The 20,174-nt window shown below is 66.5% G+C and carries 13 protein-coding genes; 2 read left to right on the top strand and 11 right to left on the bottom strand.

The genetic code is table 11. The features are described 5' to 3' along the window. Positions 1-37: 37 nt before the first annotated feature. From DSM100688_RS12370 to alr, 6 genes are all read right to left on the bottom strand, one after another. Positions 38-913: a PD-(D/E)XK nuclease family protein gene (locus DSM100688_RS12370; RefSeq protein WP_170286281.1), complete on the bottom strand. Its 876-nt coding sequence runs from the start codon at positions 911-913 to the stop codon at positions 38-40. A gap of 68 nt (positions 914-981) precedes the next feature. Beyond that, complete coding sequence (locus DSM100688_RS06485; protein WP_163146797.1) at positions 982-4,284, bottom strand: ATP-dependent helicase; 3,303 nt, start codon at positions 4,282-4,284, stop codon at positions 982-984. Continuing rightward, the gene (locus DSM100688_RS06480) at positions 4,281-8,411 is read right to left on the bottom strand and encodes a PD-(D/E)XK nuclease family protein (protein ID WP_338070087.1); all 4,131 of its coding nucleotides are present in this window, start codon (positions 8,409-8,411) and stop codon (positions 4,281-4,283) included. The genes DSM100688_RS06485 and DSM100688_RS06480 overlap by 4 nt, the downstream gene beginning before the upstream one ends. Before the next feature lie 613 nt (positions 8,412-9,024). After that, positions 9,025-9,714: a TetR/AcrR family transcriptional regulator gene (locus DSM100688_RS06475; RefSeq protein WP_152358330.1), complete on the bottom strand. Its 690-nt coding sequence runs from the start codon at positions 9,712-9,714 to the stop codon at positions 9,025-9,027. A 57-nt stretch (positions 9,715-9,771) separates the two neighbouring features. Beyond that, entirely contained in the window at positions 9,772-11,049 is a 1,278-nt protein-coding gene (locus DSM100688_RS06470) for a deoxyguanosinetriphosphate triphosphohydrolase (protein WP_152358329.1), read from the bottom strand. Positions 11,050-11,120: 71 nt separating this feature from the next. After that, positions 11,121-12,479, bottom strand: coding sequence for an alanine racemase (gene alr / locus DSM100688_RS06465; protein WP_152358328.1), 1,359 nt, complete (start codon positions 12,477-12,479; stop codon positions 11,121-11,123). A 252-nt stretch (positions 12,480-12,731) separates the two neighbouring features. On the opposite strand from alr, the gene DSM100688_RS06460 reads away from it, so the two are divergent. After that, positions 12,732-14,162 carry an amino acid permease gene (locus tag DSM100688_RS06460; protein WP_152358327.1) on the top strand — a complete coding sequence of 477 codons (1,431 nt, stop codon included), beginning with the start codon at positions 12,732-12,734 and terminating at the stop codon, positions 14,160-14,162. Positions 14,163-14,678: 516 nt separating this feature from the next. Here DSM100688_RS06460 and DSM100688_RS06455 read toward each other — a convergent pair. From DSM100688_RS06455 to DSM100688_RS06445, 3 genes are all read right to left on the bottom strand, one after another. Then, on the bottom strand, positions 14,679-15,164 hold the full coding sequence (locus DSM100688_RS06455; protein WP_163146798.1) for a GNAT family N-acetyltransferase: 486 nt from the start codon (positions 15,162-15,164) through the stop codon (positions 14,679-14,681). Positions 15,165-15,557: 393 nt separating this feature from the next. Further along, entirely contained in the window at positions 15,558-16,451 is an 894-nt protein-coding gene (gene gnd / locus DSM100688_RS06450) for a phosphogluconate dehydrogenase (NAD(+)-dependent, decarboxylating) (RefSeq protein WP_152358325.1), read from the bottom strand. A 111-nt stretch (positions 16,452-16,562) separates the two neighbouring features. Next, positions 16,563-17,126, bottom strand: coding sequence for a gluconokinase (locus DSM100688_RS06445; RefSeq protein WP_239519313.1), 564 nt, complete (start codon positions 17,124-17,126; stop codon positions 16,563-16,565). 230 nt (positions 17,127-17,356) lie between these two features. On the opposite strand from DSM100688_RS06445, the gene DSM100688_RS06440 reads away from it, so the two are divergent. Beyond that, on the top strand, positions 17,357-18,115 hold the full coding sequence (locus DSM100688_RS06440; RefSeq protein ID WP_204316640.1) for a FadR/GntR family transcriptional regulator: 759 nt from the start codon (positions 17,357-17,359) through the stop codon (positions 18,113-18,115). 131 nt (positions 18,116-18,246) lie between these two features. Here the strand turns inward: DSM100688_RS06440 and DSM100688_RS06435 are convergent, their stop codons facing one another. Both DSM100688_RS06435 and DSM100688_RS06430 read right to left on the bottom strand, forming a co-directional pair. Continuing rightward, positions 18,247-18,729: an S-ribosylhomocysteine lyase gene (locus tag DSM100688_RS06435; RefSeq protein WP_152358324.1), complete on the bottom strand. Its 483-nt coding sequence runs from the start codon at positions 18,727-18,729 to the stop codon at positions 18,247-18,249. 50 nt (positions 18,730-18,779) lie between these two features. Further along, positions 18,780-20,132 carry an MFS transporter gene (locus DSM100688_RS06430; RefSeq protein WP_152358323.1) on the bottom strand — a complete coding sequence of 451 codons (1,353 nt, stop codon included), beginning with the start codon at positions 20,130-20,132 and terminating at the stop codon, positions 18,780-18,782. Positions 20,133-20,174 lie beyond the last annotated feature (42 nt).

Genomic DNA, 20,174 nt, shown 5'->3' with positions numbered 1-20,174 from the left:
TCCGCAGGCAGCTCCGCGGCCCTTGTTCGCCGCGGCGTCAGTCGTTGTCGGATTGTTCCGGGATACCGGAGCTCAACTCGGCAAGGATCTCATCTTCGGTTTTCGCGCGGGCGTGCAGCTCGCGCCGGCCCTCATCGGGCTCATTCAGATAGTAGAGGGTCGCGTCGATACTGTCCAGCGGCACGTGTTCGACGGCGGCGAGCAGCAGGCGGTACCAGTCGAGTTGCACGAGCTTTTCCGCGATGTCGTCCGGCGACGTCGGACGTTTGCCGGTTTTCCAGTCGACGATGGTGTAGCGTTTCGTGACGCCTTGCGTGTCGCCCGCCGCCCCATCCGCATCGTCGAGACCGCCGTAGAAGACGGCGTCGAGTTTGCCGTTGACGATGGATCCGGACAGCTGCGGCATGGCGACGACGATCTGCCGTTCCGTCCATGCCGGCCGTCGGCTTGCCCACCGTGACGCCGCGAGCCGGCGTTGCCACAGGATGAGCCGTCGTTCCTTGCCGTCGGCCGTCGCCTCGCGCGCGTCGAGATCGGCGAGCATCGCATCGCGCGACTGTGCGACGCGACCGGTGCCGACGGCATCGGATGCCGTGGCATCTGCGGACGTGCCGATCGAGGCGGCATCCATGATCTGATCGTCGTCGTACGCATCGATGAACCGCTCGGCCCACGCGTGGAAACGCGTGCCGGATTCGGCGGCCGGCGAGGCGACGCGTGGGATGGGGCGAATCAGACCGCGCCACAGCAGCCGCGATTCGCGCGCATTGAGCGTGCCGGCGCGGGCTTGCAGCGAGGTGACGTTCTGACGGCCACGGGCGAGCAGCCGCTCGGCCTGGCTGCGTACACGCGCGTCAAGTTGGACGTCATCAACAACGGACCACGGCATGAGGTCGTGGTCAGCGACGAGCATGCGGGCGCGGGTGAGGAGCGAGTCGGAGGCTGGGACGGCGCCGGAGGTAGTGGCGCCGCTCCCCTCGGTCAGCTGCGCTGACTGAGGGGAGTCGATTCCTGCAACGCGGCTCCCCTCGGCGAGGGGAGCTGGCCGCGCAGCGGCCTGAGGGGAGCAGGGGGGGTGGACTCCACACCCAGTTTGGCGCGCACCTCGGCGGACAATGCAGCAGGCCAGACGAGCGCTGCGGTATCGGCGGCATGCGGTTCGAGCGGCGCATCCCACGCATCGTCCACCACGGCGTGTGCATAGGACTCGGCCGCCTCCCCCATGAAAAATCCCTCAGGTCGGTCCGCGCCGATCGAAGCCAATGTCTCCGGCTCCCCCGCCGCACCGGATTCCCGAGCCGCCGGCTGGCCGGCATCGCCGCCCCCCATGCCGGACGGCCCATCAGGCATGCCGTCACCGCCGCCAACGCCGATCGCACCAGCGTGTCCGGCCAACGCGTCATGCACTTCAGTCCAGAACACGGACGGCTTGCGCGCACCGCGCGGCTTGCCGTCGGCAAACAATGGCCGTGGGTCCCGATCGGCGCTCGCATACACGCTGTACGTCAGCAACGCGTCACGCCGGGCGCGTGTCAACGCCACATACGCGAGCCGGCGTTCGTCGGCCAACAACCGCCGGCCGTACTCCTCCTGCTGGGTGAGGTACCAGGAGTCCGGGTCCACGGCGTCCGTCTCGTCGCCAAGGTCGGCGGCGCGCAGGTCGCCGTAGATCTCGTCGTCGATGACTTCCACGTCGTCGAGCATCCGCAACGCGTCGGTCGCATCGCCGCCGGGCTCCGCGTCGTGCGGGAACCTCGGTAGGATGCCTGCGTCCACGCGCACGGGCACCGGCACCGAGGACGGGTCATCCAGCCACGTCGGCACGGTGGCATGGTATTCCGGCGGCGTCCATACATCGCCGTCGGCACCGCCCGGATGTCGTTCGTCGGGCGTGATCGACAGGCCTCCCTGACCGCTGGGGAACCGTCCGTCGGCCATGCCGACCACGGCGACCGCATCCCATTCCAAGCCCTTGGACTGGTGGATGGTCATGAGCACCACGTCAACGGGCGTATCAGGCGCCTCCGGCGTCTCCTCCTCGATCTGTTTGAGGGAATCCACCCAGCCGACGAAGCCGCGCAGGGTCGGGTTCTGTCCTTCGACGATCTCCTGCGTGTACGTGGTGACCAGAGCGGCAACCGAGTCGAGTGCGCCGCGCGCCCGTGTCGGGTTCACCGGGCGGTCGGGGTGGTTGATCGCCTGCGCGACGACAAGGTCGATGTCAAGGTCGAGGGCCTGCACGGCGGTGTCGATGACCGTGGCGAGCGGATGGTTCGCCACGGCCTGCACCTGCCGGATCATCGCGCCGGCGCGTGTCAGACCGGCCGCGGCCGCCGCGCCGAATGCCGGATCGTCGGCGAGTAGATCGGGGAAATCCTTGCGGGCGAGCAGATCGGCAAGGAACACGGCGTGCGGCACCTGATCGCGGTATTCCTTGACGATGCGGGCGCGACGTTCCCGTTCCGCATCGGTAAGATCGGATACGCCGCCGGACGCCGCGCAGCCTTCGATCACGCCGGCTTCGACCAGCGCGCGGTACCGGTACTGGGTGTCCAACCGGTCCGCAAGATCGGCCAACGCCGCCAGATCGGCGCCGCGCAGCCCGAACCTCGGCGTGGCGAGCAGCCGCATGAGCGCGTTCGTGTCGGTATGGTCCGCCACGGCGTGCAGGAGGGCGAGCAGGTCGCGTACCTCGGGCCGGTCGAGCAATGCGGAATAACCGACGACCATCGTGGTCAGCCCGGCCTGTTCGAGTCCCTGCGCGAAATCGGCCATGCGCTCCTTGCCGCCCCGGAACAGCACCGCCACGTGCGGGCGCACGTCCTTCGCACTGGCATCGACCACCGCCTCGGCACCGCCCGGCGTGTACCGTGCGATCGCCCGTTTGGCGAACCGCGCCACCGCGTCTACCTCCTGCCCGAAGGTGGTCAGGCCCAGCACGCCGAGCGTGCCTTCGGGAGCCGTGGGCAGCGCGGTCAGTTCGGTCACGCCGACCTCGTGCATGAGCGAGCTGCCCGGCCGTCGCGGCGTGATGCGCAGCGGCTTGGTGAGGTCGTTGGCCGCGGCGAGCACGATGCGCGCATTGCGGCGCGTCACGCTCAGAGGGAACGGCCGCGCGTCCTTCCCCATGTCGAAATCGCGCTGGAACATGCGGAACGCGCCCGGACTGGCGCCACGCCACGCATAGATCGACTGGAACGGGTCGCCGACGGCGTTCACGGCCGCACCGTGACCGGTATCGGGATGGAACAGCGCGGCAAGCAGCATGGCCTGTGTGGTGGAGGTGTCCTGGTATTCGTCGAGCAGCACGTGCGTGTACCGGCGGCGGTAGCGTTCGCCGATTGACGGGAACTGTGACACGAGCCGGTATGCGGCGAGGGTGAAATCACTGAATTCGGCCATGTTCTGCCGGCGTTTCTCGTGCTCGTAATCCTCGACCAGGGTCAGCAGGATCTCGCGGCGCCGCGTGACGTCGCGCAACGCGGCGCACCGGTAGACGCACAGGTCGTGCAGTGCGGCGCGATAGTCCTCGCATTTGGCCGCATACTGCCGGTCGGTGTCTTTTTTAAGCCGACGCGGCGGTTTCGGCGCGGGCTCGGACTCGGGCACCAGCTGGTCGCCGATGGCCGTGTCGAGCTGGCGCAGGAAGTCGGCGTCCCATGCACGAATGCGTGCGATGGCCTGATCGACGGTGACGATGCCGCCGCCGATCATCGCGTTGCCGATCGCATGCGACAAGCCAAGCACCTGCCGTACGACGCTCGCGAACGAACCGAAATCATAGGCGAACAGCGTGTCCATATGCCGGTCGATCACCGTGGAGGCGAGCTGCATCGCACCGGCTTCGCTCAACGGCTGCGTGTTCTGGTCGAAACCGACGAGCAGGCCGTATTGACGCACGATCGACTGGAAGAACGCGTCATAAGTGGCGACCTCCGGTTTGAGGAAGGCGCGGCGTGCGGCGGTGCCGACACCGGCGTGGTCACCGGTACCGTCACCGGCGACCACGGCGGCGGACACACGGGCGAGCAACTCGGATGCTGCCTTGCGGGTGAAGGTGAGGCCGAGGATGCGTTCGGGCGGCACGCCCTGTGCGATGAGGTTGATGATGCGCCGGGTCATCGTGTAGGTCTTGCCGCTGCCGGCGCCGGCGACGACAAGCACGGTGTCATCGGCGGGCGCGTTGACGACCCGCGCCTGTTCGGGGCTGTCGGTGGGAGCGGCGGATGGGCGGACTGCGATCGGGTCGGCGGAATCGGACGAATGAGCTGCGGTGTCGTTCATGCCTGCCTCGTTTCGAAGACGGTGTCGATCTGACCGGCGCAGGCCGGGCAGACGGTGGACATGCGGCAGAACGCCACATGGGATGGTTGCGGATGGGCCGTAAGATGCGCGGACCGACTGGCCGCGGCCGCGTAGAACACGCGGGCGATCATGGTGAGCGACCAGACGGCCTGTGTGCCGCGCAGTGCGAGGAGCTGCCGCCAGGCCGCTTCGGGCACGCCTTCGGGCGTCGGCCCGTCGAGGTCGGGAACGTCCAGCAACCGGGCCGCGTCGCGGTATCCGGCACGCGGGAGAAAACCGTGGTCGTTGAGCCTCATGCCGTCGAACAGCGGCGGCTGGTAGAGGCTTTCGGCGCCATAGCTCAGGGCCGGCGCATCCTTGGCGCCTACGTGGAACAGTACGCTTTGGGCGATATGTGGGGGCTGCGGCCGTCGGCCGTCCGGCGTTTCGGGGAAGGTGAGCCCCAGCTGGTAACACACGAGCTGCAGGTCGTTGACGATGGCCTTGGCGGTCGGCACCGCTCCGGTTTTGTAGTCGATGAGGCGGATGCGCATGGCGCCGCCAGGCATGACACGGTATTCGACGCGGTCCATGCGGCCGGTGAGCCGTACGCGCAGATCGTCACGCATGCCTTCAGGCCATCCGTCGACGAGCCTTCCCATGATGGCGCGCAGCGTGGCACGATCGATCGGATCGACGCCGTCGAGCGCATTATAGGCGGCGAGAATGTCGTCCAATGTGATGATCGCGCGGAACTGACGCTCGCATTCGGCGTGGTCGAGCGTGCCGACGGTGAAGTTCTTCGTGTTCTTCGTCGGATAGTCGACGGTATTGGAGTTGACGAAGTAGCCGGCGATGCGGCCGAGCACGGCATCGGCGTCGCGGTCCTTGACGATGGCGCGGTAGCGTTCGACCGGGTCGACGATCTGCGACGGGTCGGGGCGCATGGACTGGTAGATGGCCGTCATCGCGTCGCGTACGGCGTCGATGCGTGCATCCGGCGTATCGGGCAACACCGTGCCGGCGGCGTCGGCGCGCTTGCCCGGCAGGTCGAGGCCCTGTTCGCTGGCCCGCTGCGCGACCGCGTGAATGAGTGAGCCGAACGCGGTGGCGGTGCTGCCGGCGCGTGGCCCCGAGAACCGGTTTTCGAGCAGCCAACAGACCGGGCACGCCCAGATGCCGTCCACCGACGACGGCGACAGCGTGACGATCGGCCCGTCGGCCGGATACGCGGATGGGGCCGCGCCGGATCGGGCATCGACGCGGCCGGCGGCTGCAGGATCGATGTCGTCGGCCATATCGGCATCCGCATCCTCGCTCGCACCGCCGGCATCACCCGCGTCACGTGCGTCAGATGCATCGAGGCCACCGACAAACGGCCAGTTCGCCGGATCGGCCGCACCGATACCACCATCCGCCAGCACCGCCAACGCGGCAAGCGCATCCCGCCGTGCCGGCGCGTCGTCCGGCAACGTCGCCAACGCGACGCGCGCCGCCGTGACCAGTCCGCGCGGCGTCATGTCCAATCCGTCGAAACGGCTCGACTCGCCGACCTCCGCATAGGCACGCCGTGCGGGATCGGCATGCACAGCACGGTCGAACCGTTCCGGCAGATAGGCGTATAGGAAGTCGGACGGCGTGAGATCGTCGCTGTATACGGCGCTGATCGTCACCCGTTCCGTGGCACGGGTGACGGCGACCAGCAGACCCTTCTGCTCGCCGGCAAGCACGGATTCCAGCTGCGCGTCGACCGTGTCCGCGAGCGCGCCGGTAAGGATCACGTCGGCGAGATCTTCGCCGCCGAACATCGTGTTGCGCGCCGCGAGATTCGGCCATACGCCCTGTTGCAGGGCCGGCATCCAGATGAGTGGCCAGTGCCGGCCCGCCGCGCCGGCCGGCGTGGTGAGCGTGACCGCCTGATCGACGGGCGCGGTTTTGGCGAGCGAGTCGGCTTCAATGCGCATGGCACGCACCTGTGCGATGAATCCGGTGAGGTCCTTGGCGGCTGCCGAGCCGGAGGCGTAGTCGAACAGGCGCATCGCCGCATCCAGCCGATCGTTGGCGGCACGGCCGGCATCGGTGTTGTTCAGCGCTTCGCGTTGCCAACGGGAGGCCACGCCGCAGGCGTCCCATGCGAGCCACAGCGCGTATTGCGGTTCGGGTGACGGCAGGTCGCGCAACCCTTTAGCGACCGTGGCGACGAGATTCCACAGGCGGGCGAATGCCTGTGCATGCGGATCGACGCCGCAGACGGCTTGGATGGAGGCGAGCGCCGCGTCGGTGTCGCCGAAGGCGAGCAGGAGATAGAGTGCCTGTGTGCCGAAGGGCAGATCGTCGTCGGATGGGGCCGCCGGGGTGACGAGGCTGTCGTCGGTGGTGACGGTGGCCTCGCTGCGGGCGGTAAGTGCCGCGGAGCGCATGGCGTGCCATGCGTCGAGGAGACGGGCGAGGGAGTGGGCGGCCGGCGTTTGCGCGCGCTCGGCCCCATGGTGCCGAGCGGTTTCCTCCGGCAGAGGAAACTCGGACGGCGGGTCATCCGTGTCACCGAGTACGGCGGCGAGGGAGCCGAGTGCGGTCATGGCAGCCTCCACGCCGGTCAGCCGCGCCGGATAGCCCTCGTGATCGCGACCGCCGCCGACGGCGATCAGCGGGCAGCACATCAGCGTGGTCACGCATGACCGTACGAACGCCGCCGTGCCGGACAGTCCCATCGGCATCGCGGCCGGCCCGCCTTCGGCGACGCGGTTGCGCAACCGGGCCAGTTCAAGCAACGCGAACAATCCCTGAACGAACGGTTCGTCCTTGAGCGGGCGGGTCACCGACGAATAGCGCACCGGCACGCCGTCACGGCGCAGTCGTTCGCCGAACAAGCGCACCGTCGCGTTGTCGTGGGCGATCAACGCCATGTCGTTCCAATCGCGACCGGCAAGGAGATGCTCGCGGGTGATGCGCCACACCACGTCGTCGAGTTCCTCCGCCGGCGAGCGGTATAGCGCGGTGATGACGCTGCCGTCCTCCGGCAGCGGATCACCGCCATGCAGCCGTGCGATCGGCAGGCTGCCATCCCATCGCGGCAGTTTGCCGGGGCGGTCCGGCAGGGGCAACGGTTCGTCCTGCGGCGAACGGATCGACAGCGACACGCGCGACGCGACCAGATCACGGTACGTGTGCCGCACGGCTGTCGTCGCGGCTTCCCGCCCCGCAGTCGCCGGTACGATGCGCAGCTCGCGTGCGCCGAACCGGTCACGCACCTGCGCGAACACGTACTCGGGATAGGATCCGCGGAAGATCTGCACCGCCTCGTCCGGATTGCCGACCAACACGAGTTTCACGCCGTGCAGCCGCAGCGCGTCGAGGAACGCGAAGCCGGCGAGCGTCAGATCCTGCACGTCGTCGACCACCACGAGCCGCGGCAGTTCGACGCCGGCCTGTACGACGGCCACGCCTTCGGCGAGCAGTCGGGACGAATCGAGACGGTATTCGCCGGGGTACGAGGCGACGACGGTCCGCGCGTATTCCCGACGTAATTCGAATGCCAACCGCCACTGCACGTGCAGGCGTTCCGTTCGCGGCGACCACTCCCCCAAGGCGCCCAGGAGTGCGGCCTCGCGGTCGGGCGCCGCGCCGAGTTCGTTCATGCGAGCGATCATGTCGCGCAGCTGCCGAACGAACGCGTCGTTGATGCCGCGTGCCGACGACGGACGGTCCTGCGCATCGGTGTCGCCGGCTCCGGTGCCGCGGCGCTGACGGCGCGGAACGGTCGCGTCCTCGCGCGTCACCACGTCGGCCCAATCATCGGAGGCGAAGTATTCGCGCAGCAGCGCGCAGGTGTCACACGGTTCGCCGGCCTCCATATGACGGACGTGTGCGACGGCCACCTGCCGCAGCAACGCGTCCTGTTCGGCACCGTTGAGCAGTTTCGGCAGCGGTTCGCCGAGCGCGGCGCGACGGTCGGCGATAAGCCGGAAGGCGATGGCCGACAGCGTGGTGACGGGTCGGGCCTGCGTCATCGAACCGAACTCACGGATGACGGCATCGCCGAGCCGATCGGCCTCCTGTCGGCCGGATACCGCCATCACCGCCGCATGTTGGCCGAACGCACGCAGGCCGTAGGTCAATGCGTCCATGGCGAACGCGGTCTTGCCCACGCATGGCGCGCCGGCCGCCAGCAACACGTCCGTCGTGCCCGGATCGTCGGAACACAACAACGCCAGCACGTCATCGACCGGCACGTCGTCGCGCGACGCCGCGTCACCAGCCGCCGCAACGCCACCGACCATGGCAACGTCGGCCGCACCATCGCGCGTCGTACGGCGCGTGTCGCCGCACAACTCACGCAACCCGTAGCACACGCCCGTCGTTCCCGTCATGGTCCACGCTCCTTATCCGACGCCATCCGATCCGCAGGTCACTACCATTCAATCAGACGCCGATTCCATCGGCTCCCCCGCATAACGGACATCCAGCCGATTCGGGCATCGTTTTCGACTGCATGTCCGTTACGGGGGGATGATGCTGAACACAATCCACACATACGACCGCTACGACCGGCGGTCACCGGCGTGTCTCCGTCGCTCCCCTCAACGGACATCCAGCCGATTTCGACGCCCCTGTCGACTGGATGTCCGTTGAGGTCGAGCGGCAGGACGGCCGACGGGCCAATTACCCGTTAGCAGACAGGCCAAATCATCTGTCAGCAAACAGCAAAAGTAAACAGCACACAGCCAACAGCGCAGCCCGTCAGCGATAGCCGTCCCAGAGCGGCGACGGAAAGATCATCGGCTCCAGCTCCAGCCATTCGTCGACCAGATCGATGGCCGGCTCGCGCAGCCACCGCAGCTGGACGCCGTCCATGATCTCCATCGCATGCCGCACGGTCGGTCGCATCCGTTCCTCCCACGCGCCGACCGCCGGAGGAATACGCCAGTCGAACCCGCAGTAATACCGCCAGATCGCGTCCTGCCGCCCCGCGAACTCATCATGCAACGGGTGATCGGGGTTGAACGACTCGACCTGCAGCATGGAGAACAGCTGCACCAGCATGCGCCGGCCGGCGTTGTACCGGACGAGATACCGCAGGTAGGCGGGGAACCGCAGGTCGTCGGGCCGCGAGCCGGGCAGCCCGGACTCGAGGAAGTCCTCGACGTTGCCGGTGGCGTTGTAGTTGTCGCGGTAGACCTTGGCGAGCAGGTTGTCCTTGCTGCCGATGTACCGCAGCACGCCCTGCTTGGTGACGCCCACTTCGTCGGCGACGTCCTGGATGGAGATGCCGTTGTAGCCGCGTTCCGAGATCAGCCGCACCGCGGCGCGCAGGATTTCGCGGCGACGTTCGTCGGGATCCTTGCGGACGCGTTTGGGACGCGGTTCGATCGTTTCGGCATCGGAACCGCGCTGGTTGGAGGGTCGTTGACTGGACACTGCTGTCGACATATCGCCCAGTGTAGGCGACAGTATGGGCGACGGTACATGCGACGCCTCGGGCGACGTTCAGCAGAGAATCGAATGGAGGGCGAGCGCGGAGTTGTCGGTGAGCGACGCGACCTGATCGACGGCGACGCGCAGCCGTTCGTCGTCGTTCGCGGCCTCGCGCCAGTCGTCGAGAAACACGCTTTCGAGCGCGTCGGACGGACGCGGCGCATCGGCCATGAGCACGTCGACCAGATCCTCGATGATCCGCCGCTCCTCCCGATGCAGTGGCTCGTGTTCGCGCGGCGCCATGACGAAATGCACAGCGATGCCCTTGAGCGCGACGATCTCGTAGCTCGTCTCCTCGGGGATCACCAGATTCGCGGTGTATCGCACGAGCGGCCCGTCACCGTACGTGGCGCGCGTCGCCTCCTCGACCGACCAGGCGAACCGGCCGATGAGATCGCTGGTGATGTTCTTGAGCTGCGCCAGCGCGGCGCGCGACCCATTGAAATGCGTGGGGAACAGCCGCAGCCGCTGCAGCCGGGCGAATGCGGCGAGCAGCCGGTCCGGATCCCATCGCTCGCCGTACCATGCGCGCGTCGCCTCGACGACATGGTCGAGCACGCGCGTGTCGGTGAGCGCGATCGGGTTGAACGCGCCGGTGGCGATCGCGTCCTCGACGTCGTGCACCGAATATGCGATGTCGTCGGCCAGATCCATCACTTGGCATTCCATCGGCTTGGTCGCGGCCGGCGCATCGGCCTTCAGCCAGCGGAACACCGGCTCGTCGTCCGGGTACACGCAGAATTTCGTGGGCTTCGCGCCGTGCGCGACGGCGAGCCTGCCGGCTTCGGCGAACGTCCACGGATATTTGACGGCCGCGTCGAGCGAGGCGCGGGTGAGATTCACCCCGGCGGACCGGCCGTCGGGGTGGAAGATCTTCGGTTCGAGCCGGGTGAGCAGGCGCAGGGTCTGCGCGTTGCCTTCGAAGCCGCCGATGTTCGCGGCGATCCCCGCCAGCGCCCGTTCGCCGTTGTGTCCGAACGGCGGATGGCCGAGATCGTGGGCGAGGCAGGCGCAGTCGACCACGTCGGGGTCGCAGCCGAGCAGTTTGCCGATCTGCCGGCCGATCTGCGCGACCTCGAGCGTGTGCGTGAGCCGGGTGCGCGCGAAGTCGTCGGTGCCGGCGACCAGCACCTGGCTTTTGGCGCCGAGCCGGCGCAGCGCGGACGAGTGGATGAGCCGCGCACGATCGCGTTCGAACGCGGTGCGCGAACGCGACTTCGGCGGCTCCGGGGCCCAGCGTTCCTCGTCGGCGGCGCCGTAGGCCTCACCGGCGGGGATTATCTCGCGCATCGTCGTCTCCGTTCCTTTCGGCTTCTGTCATTCGTGACCGTAACATCCGCCGGTCGCCGACCGTTCGCCGCCTACAGCAGCGTCGTCGGGTCGAGCTTGGCGAGGTCGTCGGCCGGCAGCACGTCCGCGGCATGCAGATACAGCCGAGGGATGCGGTTGCGCAGACAGGTGTAGATCTCGTAGCTGATCGTGTCGGCGGCGCGCGCCCAGTCGTCCGCGGTCGGCTCGGCGTACTGTTCGCCGCGGCCCGGCCCAAACAGCTCGACCGTGTCGCCTTCGTGTACGCCGAGCGCGTCGCACGAGCCGTGCAGGTCGATCATGAACTGATCCATGCACACGCGGCCGGAGACGCGGTACAGCTTCGGGCCTTCGGTGGTCATGACGCGCACCGGGCCGCCGAGCTTCTCGACGTGCTTGGCGCCCTGCATGTCGAAGCCGGATGCGGAGCGGTGGATGCCGTCCGCGTAGCCGAGCGGCACGATCGCGGTGGACGTGTCGTCGGGGGTGAGGTAGGTGCGGCCGTAGGAGATGCCGTGGCCCTTGTCGATGTGCTTGACGGTGCCGAGCTGCGCCTGCAGGGTCATGGCGGGCTTCAAATGCCAGTCACGCGGCGTGCCCATCGCCGGGTCGGGTTCGTAGCCGTACAGGCCGATGCCCGGGCGGGTGAGTTCGAAATGGATCTCGGGGCGATCGAGCGTGGCGGCGGTGTTGGCCAGATGGCGGATCTCCGGCGGAATGCCGGCGGCCTCCATGCGTGCGGTGAACGCCTTGAAGTTCTCGATCTGGTGGTCGGTGGCGGCCACGAATTCGGGCACGTCCGGCGAATCGGCCACCGCGAGATGGCTCCACTGACCGACGACATGGATCACGCCTTCCCTGGCGAGCGGCACGAGTTTGGCCAGCGCCGCGTCGAACGATTCCTCGGTGAAGCCGTTGCGGCCGAAGCCGGAATCGACCTTCACGTGCACGCGGGCCGTCTTATTGAGCTTGCGGGCGGCCGCGGCCACCGCGTCGATGCCCGGCAGGGACCCGACCGACACGTCGATGTCGTTGGCGATGAGCTCGTCGAACGGCACTTCCATGCCGTTATAGACCCACGTCAATATGTGGCAGCGGTCGGGGCCGATGCCGAGCTTGCGCAGCAGCAGCGCCTCATGCGACTGCGCGGTTCCGAGCCACGTCGCACCGCCCGCAAGCGCCGCCAGCGCGGTCGGCAGCAGGCCGTGACCGTACGCGTCCGCCTTGACCACGCCCATCACCGCGGTGCCGGAGTGCGGCCCGCCGACCACGTCCACCAGATGCCGCATGTTGTCGCGCAATGCGGCGAGGTCGACGATCGCCTGCGCCGGATACCGTCGGCGCGCGGCCTCATAATTCGCTTCGCCGGCCGGGGATGAGAACTGCCAATTCGATACTGCGCTCAAAGTCATACGCCCTATTGTGGCGCGGCACAATGACGAATCGGCGGCAAACCGCCGCATCCCACCAATCGAGACGAATACCACGCGAATCCAGCCCTTGTCCATGGCACGGCAATACACTGGGCACCACTCGTTCGCATCGTCGTAACCTTACGCACATACGATGCGAACATCTCTGATTCCCGGCGTTGAGGCGTGCCGGGGTCCCGGAAAACCGTCCGGTCCAGCCCATATCCATTCCGTATTGAGAGAAGACTCATCATGGATCTTTTTCGCAAGAAATCGGTGGATCAGCTGGTCGCTGAATCCACTCCATTGAAGCGTACGATGCACACGTTCGATCTGACGATGCTCGGCATCGGCGCGATCATCGGCACCGGCATCTTCGTACTGACCGGCAAGGGCGCGCTGACCGCCGGCCCGGCACTGTCCGTATCGTTCCTGCTGGCCGCGGTCTGCTGCGGTTTCGCCGGTCTGTGCTACGCGGAGTTCGCGTCGATGGCCCCGGTTTCCGGTTCCGCTTACTCCTACTCGTACTTGGCGTTCGGCGAACTGATCGCGTTCGTGATCGGCTGGGATCTGATTCTCGAATACGCATTGCAGGCGGCCACCGTGTCCGCCGGATGGTCGGGCTATTTCAATAAGTTCCTCGAAGGCTTCGGCCTGCATCTGCCGGTCGAACTGACCGCCGCGTACGGCACCACGCCGGGCGTGACGACGTATTTCAATCTGCCCGGTTTCGTGATCGTGCTGCTCATCACGTGGGTGCTGTCGATCGGCATCAACCAGACGAAGAAGACCAACGACATCATGGTGATGATCAAGCTCGCGATCATCGTGCTGTTCATCGTGTGCACCGTCTGGTACGTGAACCCCGCCAACTGGAAGCCGTTCTCCCCGTACGGCGTGTACACGTTCCAGCCCGGCTCGACCCAGCCGTACGGCATCGTGCCGGCCGCGTCGATCGTGTTCTTCAGCTTCATCGGCTTCGACGCGGTGTCGTCGTCCGCCGAGGAGACCGTCGAACCGAACAAGACGCTGCCGCGCGGCATCCTGCTGTCGCTGGCCGTGTCGACCGTGCTGTACATCGTCATGACGTTCATCATGACCGGCATCGTGCCGTATCAGGAGTTCGCGAACTTCATCGACGCGCCGGTGGCCGGCGTGATCCTCGCGACCGGCATGAACTGGCTCGCGTTCATCGTGAACCTCGGCGCGCTCATCGGCATGACCACCGTGATGCTCGTGCAGCTGTACGGCCAGTCCCGCATCTGCTATGCGATGAGCCGCGACGGTCTGTTCCCGAAGTTCTTCGGCGAGGTGCACCCGAAGTACCGCACGCCGTTCAAGGGCACGTGGTTCTTCGGCATCCTGACCGCAATCGCGGGCGGTTTCATCAACATCAACGTGCTGTTCGAGCTGGTGAACATCGGCACGCTGTCCGCGTTCATCATCGTCTCCGCCGGCATCCTGTGGATGCGCAGGACGCAGCCGGATGCGCACCGCGGCTTCCGTGCGCCGCTCGTGCCGTTCACGCCGATCTGCGCGATCGTGTTCTGTCTGATCCTGATCGCGGGACTCAACTGGGAGACGTGGCTGCGGTTCGCGGTCTGGTTCGGACTCGGTCTGGTCGTGTACTTCGGCTATAGCCGTAAGCGTTCCAAGCTCAACGACGAACCCGTCGCCGCGTAGCGCGCCGTTTCTCCGGCAGCACGACGTTTTTCCACGCATCATTGCATTCCTGATTCGCATGCCGCTCAACCTCAACGGACAACCAGCCGAAATGACATATCTCATCGGCTGTATGTCCGTTAGAGTTTGGCTGGTTCCTTCCATTGCAACGGACAGTCAGCTGATTACACCTTCGTAATCGGCTGACTGTCCGTTTTTGGGTTGACGCAAGCAGCGGTGATCCTTTTGGGCGATGCAGGTCACAGGAAATCCCGTGCCTTCACGTCCCCCTAACGGACAACCAGCCGATTACACCCTCATTGTCGGCTGTATGTCCGTTAGAGGGCATTAGCGGTAAACGACGATGACGCGTGCGGAGACGGCCGTCCGAAGCCGAAAACGCGCGAAGGCGTACACATGCCAATCTCGAAAACGACGTGCCGATGCGTGCGGCATCAAGGCGCGCCGAGGGAAGGCGTACTTCGTACGTCGACCGAGGAGCAACGCAGACGACACACCATCGGCACGCCGTTTTCGTTACCACTCGTGGCGCTGGTAGGCGATACGCGTGGTGTCGGTGGGCCGGTCGATGAGCTGGATAAGGCCGCAGCGGGCGAAACCGCTGGTTTCGAGCACGTGCTGCATGGCTTTGTTGTTGGGATGGGTGTCGGCGCGGACGTTGCCGTAATGCTTCAGTGCCCAGCGGATGCAGTCGCGGGCGGCATGCTTGACCAGCCCGGATGAGGCGATGCGGTGGATGGTGACGTAGGTGTCGTTGTCGAGCCACGCGCCGTCGATATGCTGGTAGGTCGGGTCCTCGCCGGGGCAGAGGGCGAATTGCGCGAGGATGCGTTCGTGGCCGCCGACGGTGTCGACGAGCAGCATGGTGCGCCCGTGCGCGATGTCGTCGCGCACGACCTCCTCGCGCGGGAAGGTGTTGCCCCACTGGGTCGGATTGCCGTTGCGGGCCATGAGTTCGCGGGCGTGGGCGTAGATTTTCTGCATCTGCGGAAAGTCACGCATGGTCGCATGACGGAATTTTCTGGGGGACGCATTGGCGACCACGGCTCACCTCACGGACTTGGCGAATACGTAACTGAGCCGATAGGCTACCACGCCCATTACACAAACCGTCCGGGCGTTCCATGTCCGATCCGCGCTGTCGCCCGTCGGCGCGATCCGGTACGGTCATCGCACCGCCGCGGAGGCCGTATCTCAACAACAACGTCACTGTCCTGTTGAGTTACGGTCGTTTCAGCAGGCGCGGACGACCGTAACTCAATGACAGGAACGCCATCATGTTGAGTTACGGCCGTTTCCAAGCCCAGAAACGGCCGTAACTCAACATGAGATTCGTCATAGTGTTGAGTTACGGCCGTCCGGGAACGGATGCGGCACGCCAGACCGGCACGTCCGTCAATGCGTGGCGATCTCGTCGACCTTGGTGACGTGGCCGCCGAACTGGGCGCGCAGGGCCGTGACGACGCGCAGGATGTCGTCGGCCGCGCCGCGCGAATCCTGACGCTGCCACAGGGCCGCCGCGGTGGTTGGCGTGGGCACGCCGAGTTCGAGGGCCGCCTCGACCATCCACTTGGCCTCGCCGGATTCGTTGGCGACCGGCGGCACGTTGTGCAGGGTCGGGTCGTCCTTGGTCGCGTTCTCGAACAGGTCGAGCAGCCAGCTGGCGACGACCGAGCCGGAACGCCACGAGGCCATCGTCTTGGCCGGGTCGGTCACGTATTCGCTGCGCATCATCGTGGCGAAACCCTCGCCGAACGCCTGCATCATGCCGTATTCGATGCCGTTGTGCACCATCTTTGCGAAGTGGCCGCCACCGACCGGGCCGGCGTGCACGAGGCCATACTCGCCTTTCGGCTTCAGGGTCTCAAAGATCGGCAGCACGGTGGCGTAGTCCTCGGCCGAGCCGCCGACCATGAGCGCGTAGCCGCGTTCCGCGCCCCACACGCCGCCGGAGACGCCGCAGTCGAGGAAGCCGATGCCGCGCTGGGCGAGCGAGGCCGCATGCTCGCGATCCTCGGTGTACTTGGAGTTGCCGCCGTCCACGACGATGTCGCCCGGTTCGAGCAGCTCGCCGAGTTTGGCGATCGTGGATTCGGTGGGCACGCCGGCCGGCACCATGACCCACACGACACGCGGGGTCTTCAGCGCGCCGACGAGCGCCTCGAGCGAGTCGACGTCGCGGCCGGAGTCGGGGTTCATGTCGAAGCCGACGATCTCGTGGCCGCCTTCGCGCAGTCGCTTGACCATGTTGCCGCCCATGCGGCCGAGGCCGATCATTCCCATTTGCATGATGGATGCACCTTCCTTGGTGTGGTTGTTGGGGTGAGTTGGTTGGGTGAACTGTTTGAGTGAGTGGGTTGAAGTTGGGTGGGATTGGGCGAGTCCCGCAGGCCGCACGGCTCAGTCGTGCAGCCCAAGCGCCGCAACGACCGCGGCGGCCTCCTGATCGGGCGTGGTGCCGTGGCCGATCTCGACGTCGACGTGCACTTCATCCGCACCCGGCTCCTCGAGGATGTCGAACTGCGACTGGAGCATGCTGGTCTTCATGAAGTGGCCCTTGCGGCCGGACATGCGCGCGAGCACCTCGTCGTAGGTGCCCTTCATGTACACGAACACGACGCCCTTGCGGCGCAGGCGGTCGCGATAGACCTTCTTGAGCGCTGAGCAGGTGACGACGGCCGGCTCCCCCGCGGCGATGCGCTGGTCGATCCATGCGGCGAGCGCGTCGAGCCACGGCCAGCGGTCCTCGTCGGTGAGCGGGTGGCCGGCGGCCATCTTCTCGATGTTGGCCTTGGGGTGGAAGTCATCGGCTTCGGCGTATTTGACGCCGAGTTCGGCGGCGAGATGCTCGGCGACGGTGGTCTTGCCGCAGCCGCACACGCCCATGATGATGGCGATGGGCTTGGTGTGCGCGAAGTAGCCTTCCGGAATGGTGTTGGCCGAGATGAGATCGGACGTGGTCATCGGATACTCCTTTGTCGTTCGCGTGCGCATGGCCGGCCGCACAGTCGTCGCGTCGGTCATAAGTCGCCTGTTTTTGTATGACGTTTACATTACGTAGATGTATTTCATATGCCGATTATCACTATATCATCATGTTTTATATTACGCAATACGATACACAGACAACACGCTGATTATGTATGCCATAAATAAACGTCGTTGATCATGTCGTATGTGCGATACTGGACGGTATGACTGTACAGATGACGACCGGAACGGCCCGGACGACCGACCACCGCGACGCCGCGGACCGGCCATTGCACGACCGGCTGCTCGAGGAGTGGGGCATGGCCGTGGTCAACGGCGACATCGCCGTCGGCGACCGGCTGCCGGATCCGGCGATGGACGGCGACGCCACGCCGTCGCGCACCGTGACCCGCGAGGCCACCCGCGTGCTGGAATCCATGGGACTGGTGAGCGTCAAACGCAAAACCGGCGCGACCGTCAACCCGATCGACCGATGGAACCTGTTCGATCCGCAGGTCATCCGCTGGCGGCTGCGCGGCACCCACCGGCTTGACGCGCTGCACGAACTGTCGCAGCTGCGCGCGGCCGTCGAACCGCTCGCGGCGCGACTCGCGGCCCACGCGGCGACGCCCGCCCAATGGGGCACGCTCACCGAGGCGGCGATCGGCATGGTCTCGCACTCCGACCACGCCGATGAACAGGACTACCTCGACGCCGACATGCTGTTCCACCGCACGCTGCTGCAGGCGTCTGGCAACCGAATGTTCGCCGAACTCGGCGACGTCATCGTCACCACGCTCGAAGGGCGCACCCAGCACGAGCTCATGCCCAAAACGGCCGATCAGAACGCGCTCAACCTCCACGTCGAGATCGCCGCGCTCATCCGCAAAGGCGATGGGGCCGGCGCCGAATCGGCGATGCGCCGGATCGTGGACGAATCCGACGCCGCGATCATGAAGCTCGGCGCGAACGGCGAACGCTGAGACACGTCCGCAATCCGCATAACAAAACGACGCCCGGCACCCGTCACAACGGACGGCATGCCGGGCGTCGCCATCTCCGATCGCATCCGGTCCCCGATATCTGATATCCGAAGGACCGGAAACCACAGACGTCAGACGATCTTGCGCTCGAACGGATCGGAGCTGATGCCCTTGGCGAGGATGTCCTTGCACCACTCCTTCGCCGTGAACAGGCTGTGGTCGCGGTAGTTGCCGCAGCTTTCGATCGTCGTGGCCGGCACGTCGTCCCACGTGGCCTGATAGGCGATGAACTCGAGCGACTCCTTGAGCGCCTTCGCCACGTCCTCGGTCGAATGCGTGCCCCACGTCAGCAGGTGGAAGCCGGTGCGGCATCCGAACGGCGAGCAGTCGATGTAGCCGGGGATGCGCTCGCGCAGCAGCACGGCGATCGTGTGCTCGATCGTATGCAGGCCGCCGGTCGGGATCGCGTTCTCGTTCGGCTGCACGAGACGCAGGTCGTAGTTCGAGATCACGTCGCCGTTGGGGCCGGTCTGCGTGTCGATGTAGCGCACGTACGGCGCCTTGACCTTCGTATGATCCAGCTGGAAACTCTCCACCACGGGCTTGTCTGCCATATCGTCCTCCTTATGACGGGGCATGACGGGGCCACCGTCGTCGCCTCCCATCATAGACCGGCGACCGCCGCCTTCGCCGCGGGCTTGACCGCCAGCGGACGCGGCAGCGACGGCAGCGGCGCACGCGCGCCGTCGGCCTCGCCGCGCGTGATGAACGGCATGCATGCGAGCGCCATCGCGAATCCGGCCGCCGCATACAGGAACATCCACCGGTATTCGCCGGTCGATTGCTGGATCAGGCCGAACAACGTCGGACTGATCGCCGCGCCGGCGCACGTGGCGAGATAGTAGTAGGCCGTCATCGCGCCGACATGCTCATCGCCGCCGAGTTCGGCGATCCACGGCAGCGCGTTGACGAACACCAGCATGTAGACCGCGCCGAACACGAACGCGAGGCACGGGATGAGCGACGCCTCGCCGATCCATGGCATGGGCGTGAGCATGCATATCGCGACCGACAAGCCCAGGCCCAGCGTGTTGCGTCGGCCCATCCGACCGCCGACGATGCCGGCCGGGATCGCGAACAGCAGGCCGCCGGCCGCGAACCAGACGAGGTCGCCGCCGGCCGTCGCCGGATCCAGACCCAGATCATGGACCGCATACAGCGTGAAGTACGTTTCGATCGCGTTGCCGCCCATCGTGTACAGGAACAGCACGGCCACGATCAGCATGAAGCTGCGGCGCGCCTCGGCGTCGAGATCGAGCCGCGGCATGACCGACGCACGCAGTTCGCGCCAACTGACAAACGGCAGCCGGGCCCGCTCCCCCGGACGGGTGCGATGGGCCGCGGGCTCGCGCACCAGCGATGCCAGTGCGGCGAGCGCGGCGACCATGATCAGCGAGCCGGCCGCGAACGCTACGGACATGCCGAAACGGCGGTATAGCAGACTGCCGCCGCCAAGCGCGAGCACGTTGCCGATCGATCCCATGAAGTTGATGACGCCGTTCGCGCGCGTGCGCAGGGGCGACGCGGTCACGTCGGGCATGAGCGCGACGATCGGCGCACGGCAGGTGGCCATGAGCACCGCGTACGCGATCACGGCGGCGATCGTCAGCGGCGCGTCGGGCGCCATCGAGATGAGCATCAGGCACAGGGCCGCCGGCGGGATGGCGAACAGGGCGAACGGAATGCGCCGGCCCCAACGGGTGCGCACGCGGTCGGACAGCAGGCCACACAGGGGCTGGATGGTGAAGCCGCAGAGGTTGTCGATGCCCATGACGATGCCCACGGCGACCGTGGGCAGGGCGAGTTCCTTGAGTTTGAGCGGTACGAACGCGTTGACCATCGCCCACGCGGAGGCGACGGCCAGCATGCCGAATCCGATGGAGAACGTCTGCGCGTAGTCCAGCCGCGCCGACTTGCCGCCGGCCATGACCGGGCGGCTCGAGATCCACGTCGTCATGGCTCCCGGTCTAGCGCACCGAATTGTACGGGTCGTGGTGCG

The sequence above is a fragment of the Bifidobacterium ramosum genome, assembly GCF_009299505.1.
Taxonomy (GTDB): domain Bacteria; phylum Actinomycetota; class Actinomycetes; order Actinomycetales; family Bifidobacteriaceae; genus Bifidobacterium; species Bifidobacterium ramosum.
This window is presented reverse-complemented; position numbering and strand designations above follow the sequence as displayed.

Excerpts from the sequence above, each read along its gene's own strand:
- DSM100688_RS12370 (WP_170286281.1), bottom strand. The coding sequence starts at position 913 with ATGCTCGTCGCTGACCACGACCTCATGCCGTGGTCCGTTGTTGATGAC.
- DSM100688_RS06480 (WP_338070087.1), bottom strand. The coding sequence starts at position 8,411 with ATGGACGCATTGACCTACGGCCTGCGTGCGTTCGGCCAACATGCGGCG.
- alr (WP_152358328.1), bottom strand. The coding sequence starts at position 12,479 with ATGACTTTGAGCGCAGTATCGAATTGGCAGTTCTCATCCCCGGCCGGC.
- DSM100688_RS06440 (WP_204316640.1), top strand. The coding sequence starts at position 17,357 with ATGACTGTACAGATGACGACCGGAACGGCCCGGACGACCGACCACCGC.
- gnd (WP_152358325.1), bottom strand. The coding sequence starts at position 16,451 with ATGCAAATGGGAATGATCGGCCTCGGCCGCATGGGCGGCAACATGGTC.
- DSM100688_RS06485 (WP_163146797.1), bottom strand. The coding sequence starts at position 4,284 with ATGAACGACACCGCAGCTCATTCGTCCGATTCCGCCGACCCGATCGCA.
- DSM100688_RS06475 (WP_152358330.1), bottom strand. The coding sequence starts at position 9,714 with ATGTCGACAGCAGTGTCCAGTCAACGACCCTCCAACCAGCGCGGTTCC.
- DSM100688_RS06430 (WP_152358323.1), bottom strand. The coding sequence starts at position 20,132 with ATGACGACGTGGATCTCGAGCCGCCCGGTCATGGCCGGCGGCAAGTCG.
- DSM100688_RS06435 (WP_152358324.1), bottom strand. The coding sequence starts at position 18,729 with ATGGCAGACAAGCCCGTGGTGGAGAGTTTCCAGCTGGATCATACGAAG.
- DSM100688_RS06470 (WP_152358329.1), bottom strand. The coding sequence starts at position 11,049 with ATGCGCGAGATAATCCCCGCCGGTGAGGCCTACGGCGCCGCCGACGAG.
- DSM100688_RS06445 (WP_239519313.1), bottom strand. The coding sequence starts at position 17,126 with ATGACCACGTCCGATCTCATCTCGGCCAACACCATTCCGGAAGGCTAC.
- DSM100688_RS06460 (WP_152358327.1), top strand. The coding sequence starts at position 12,732 with ATGGATCTTTTTCGCAAGAAATCGGTGGATCAGCTGGTCGCTGAATCC.
- DSM100688_RS06455 (WP_163146798.1), bottom strand. The coding sequence starts at position 15,164 with ATGCGTGACTTTCCGCAGATGCAGAAAATCTACGCCCACGCCCGCGAA.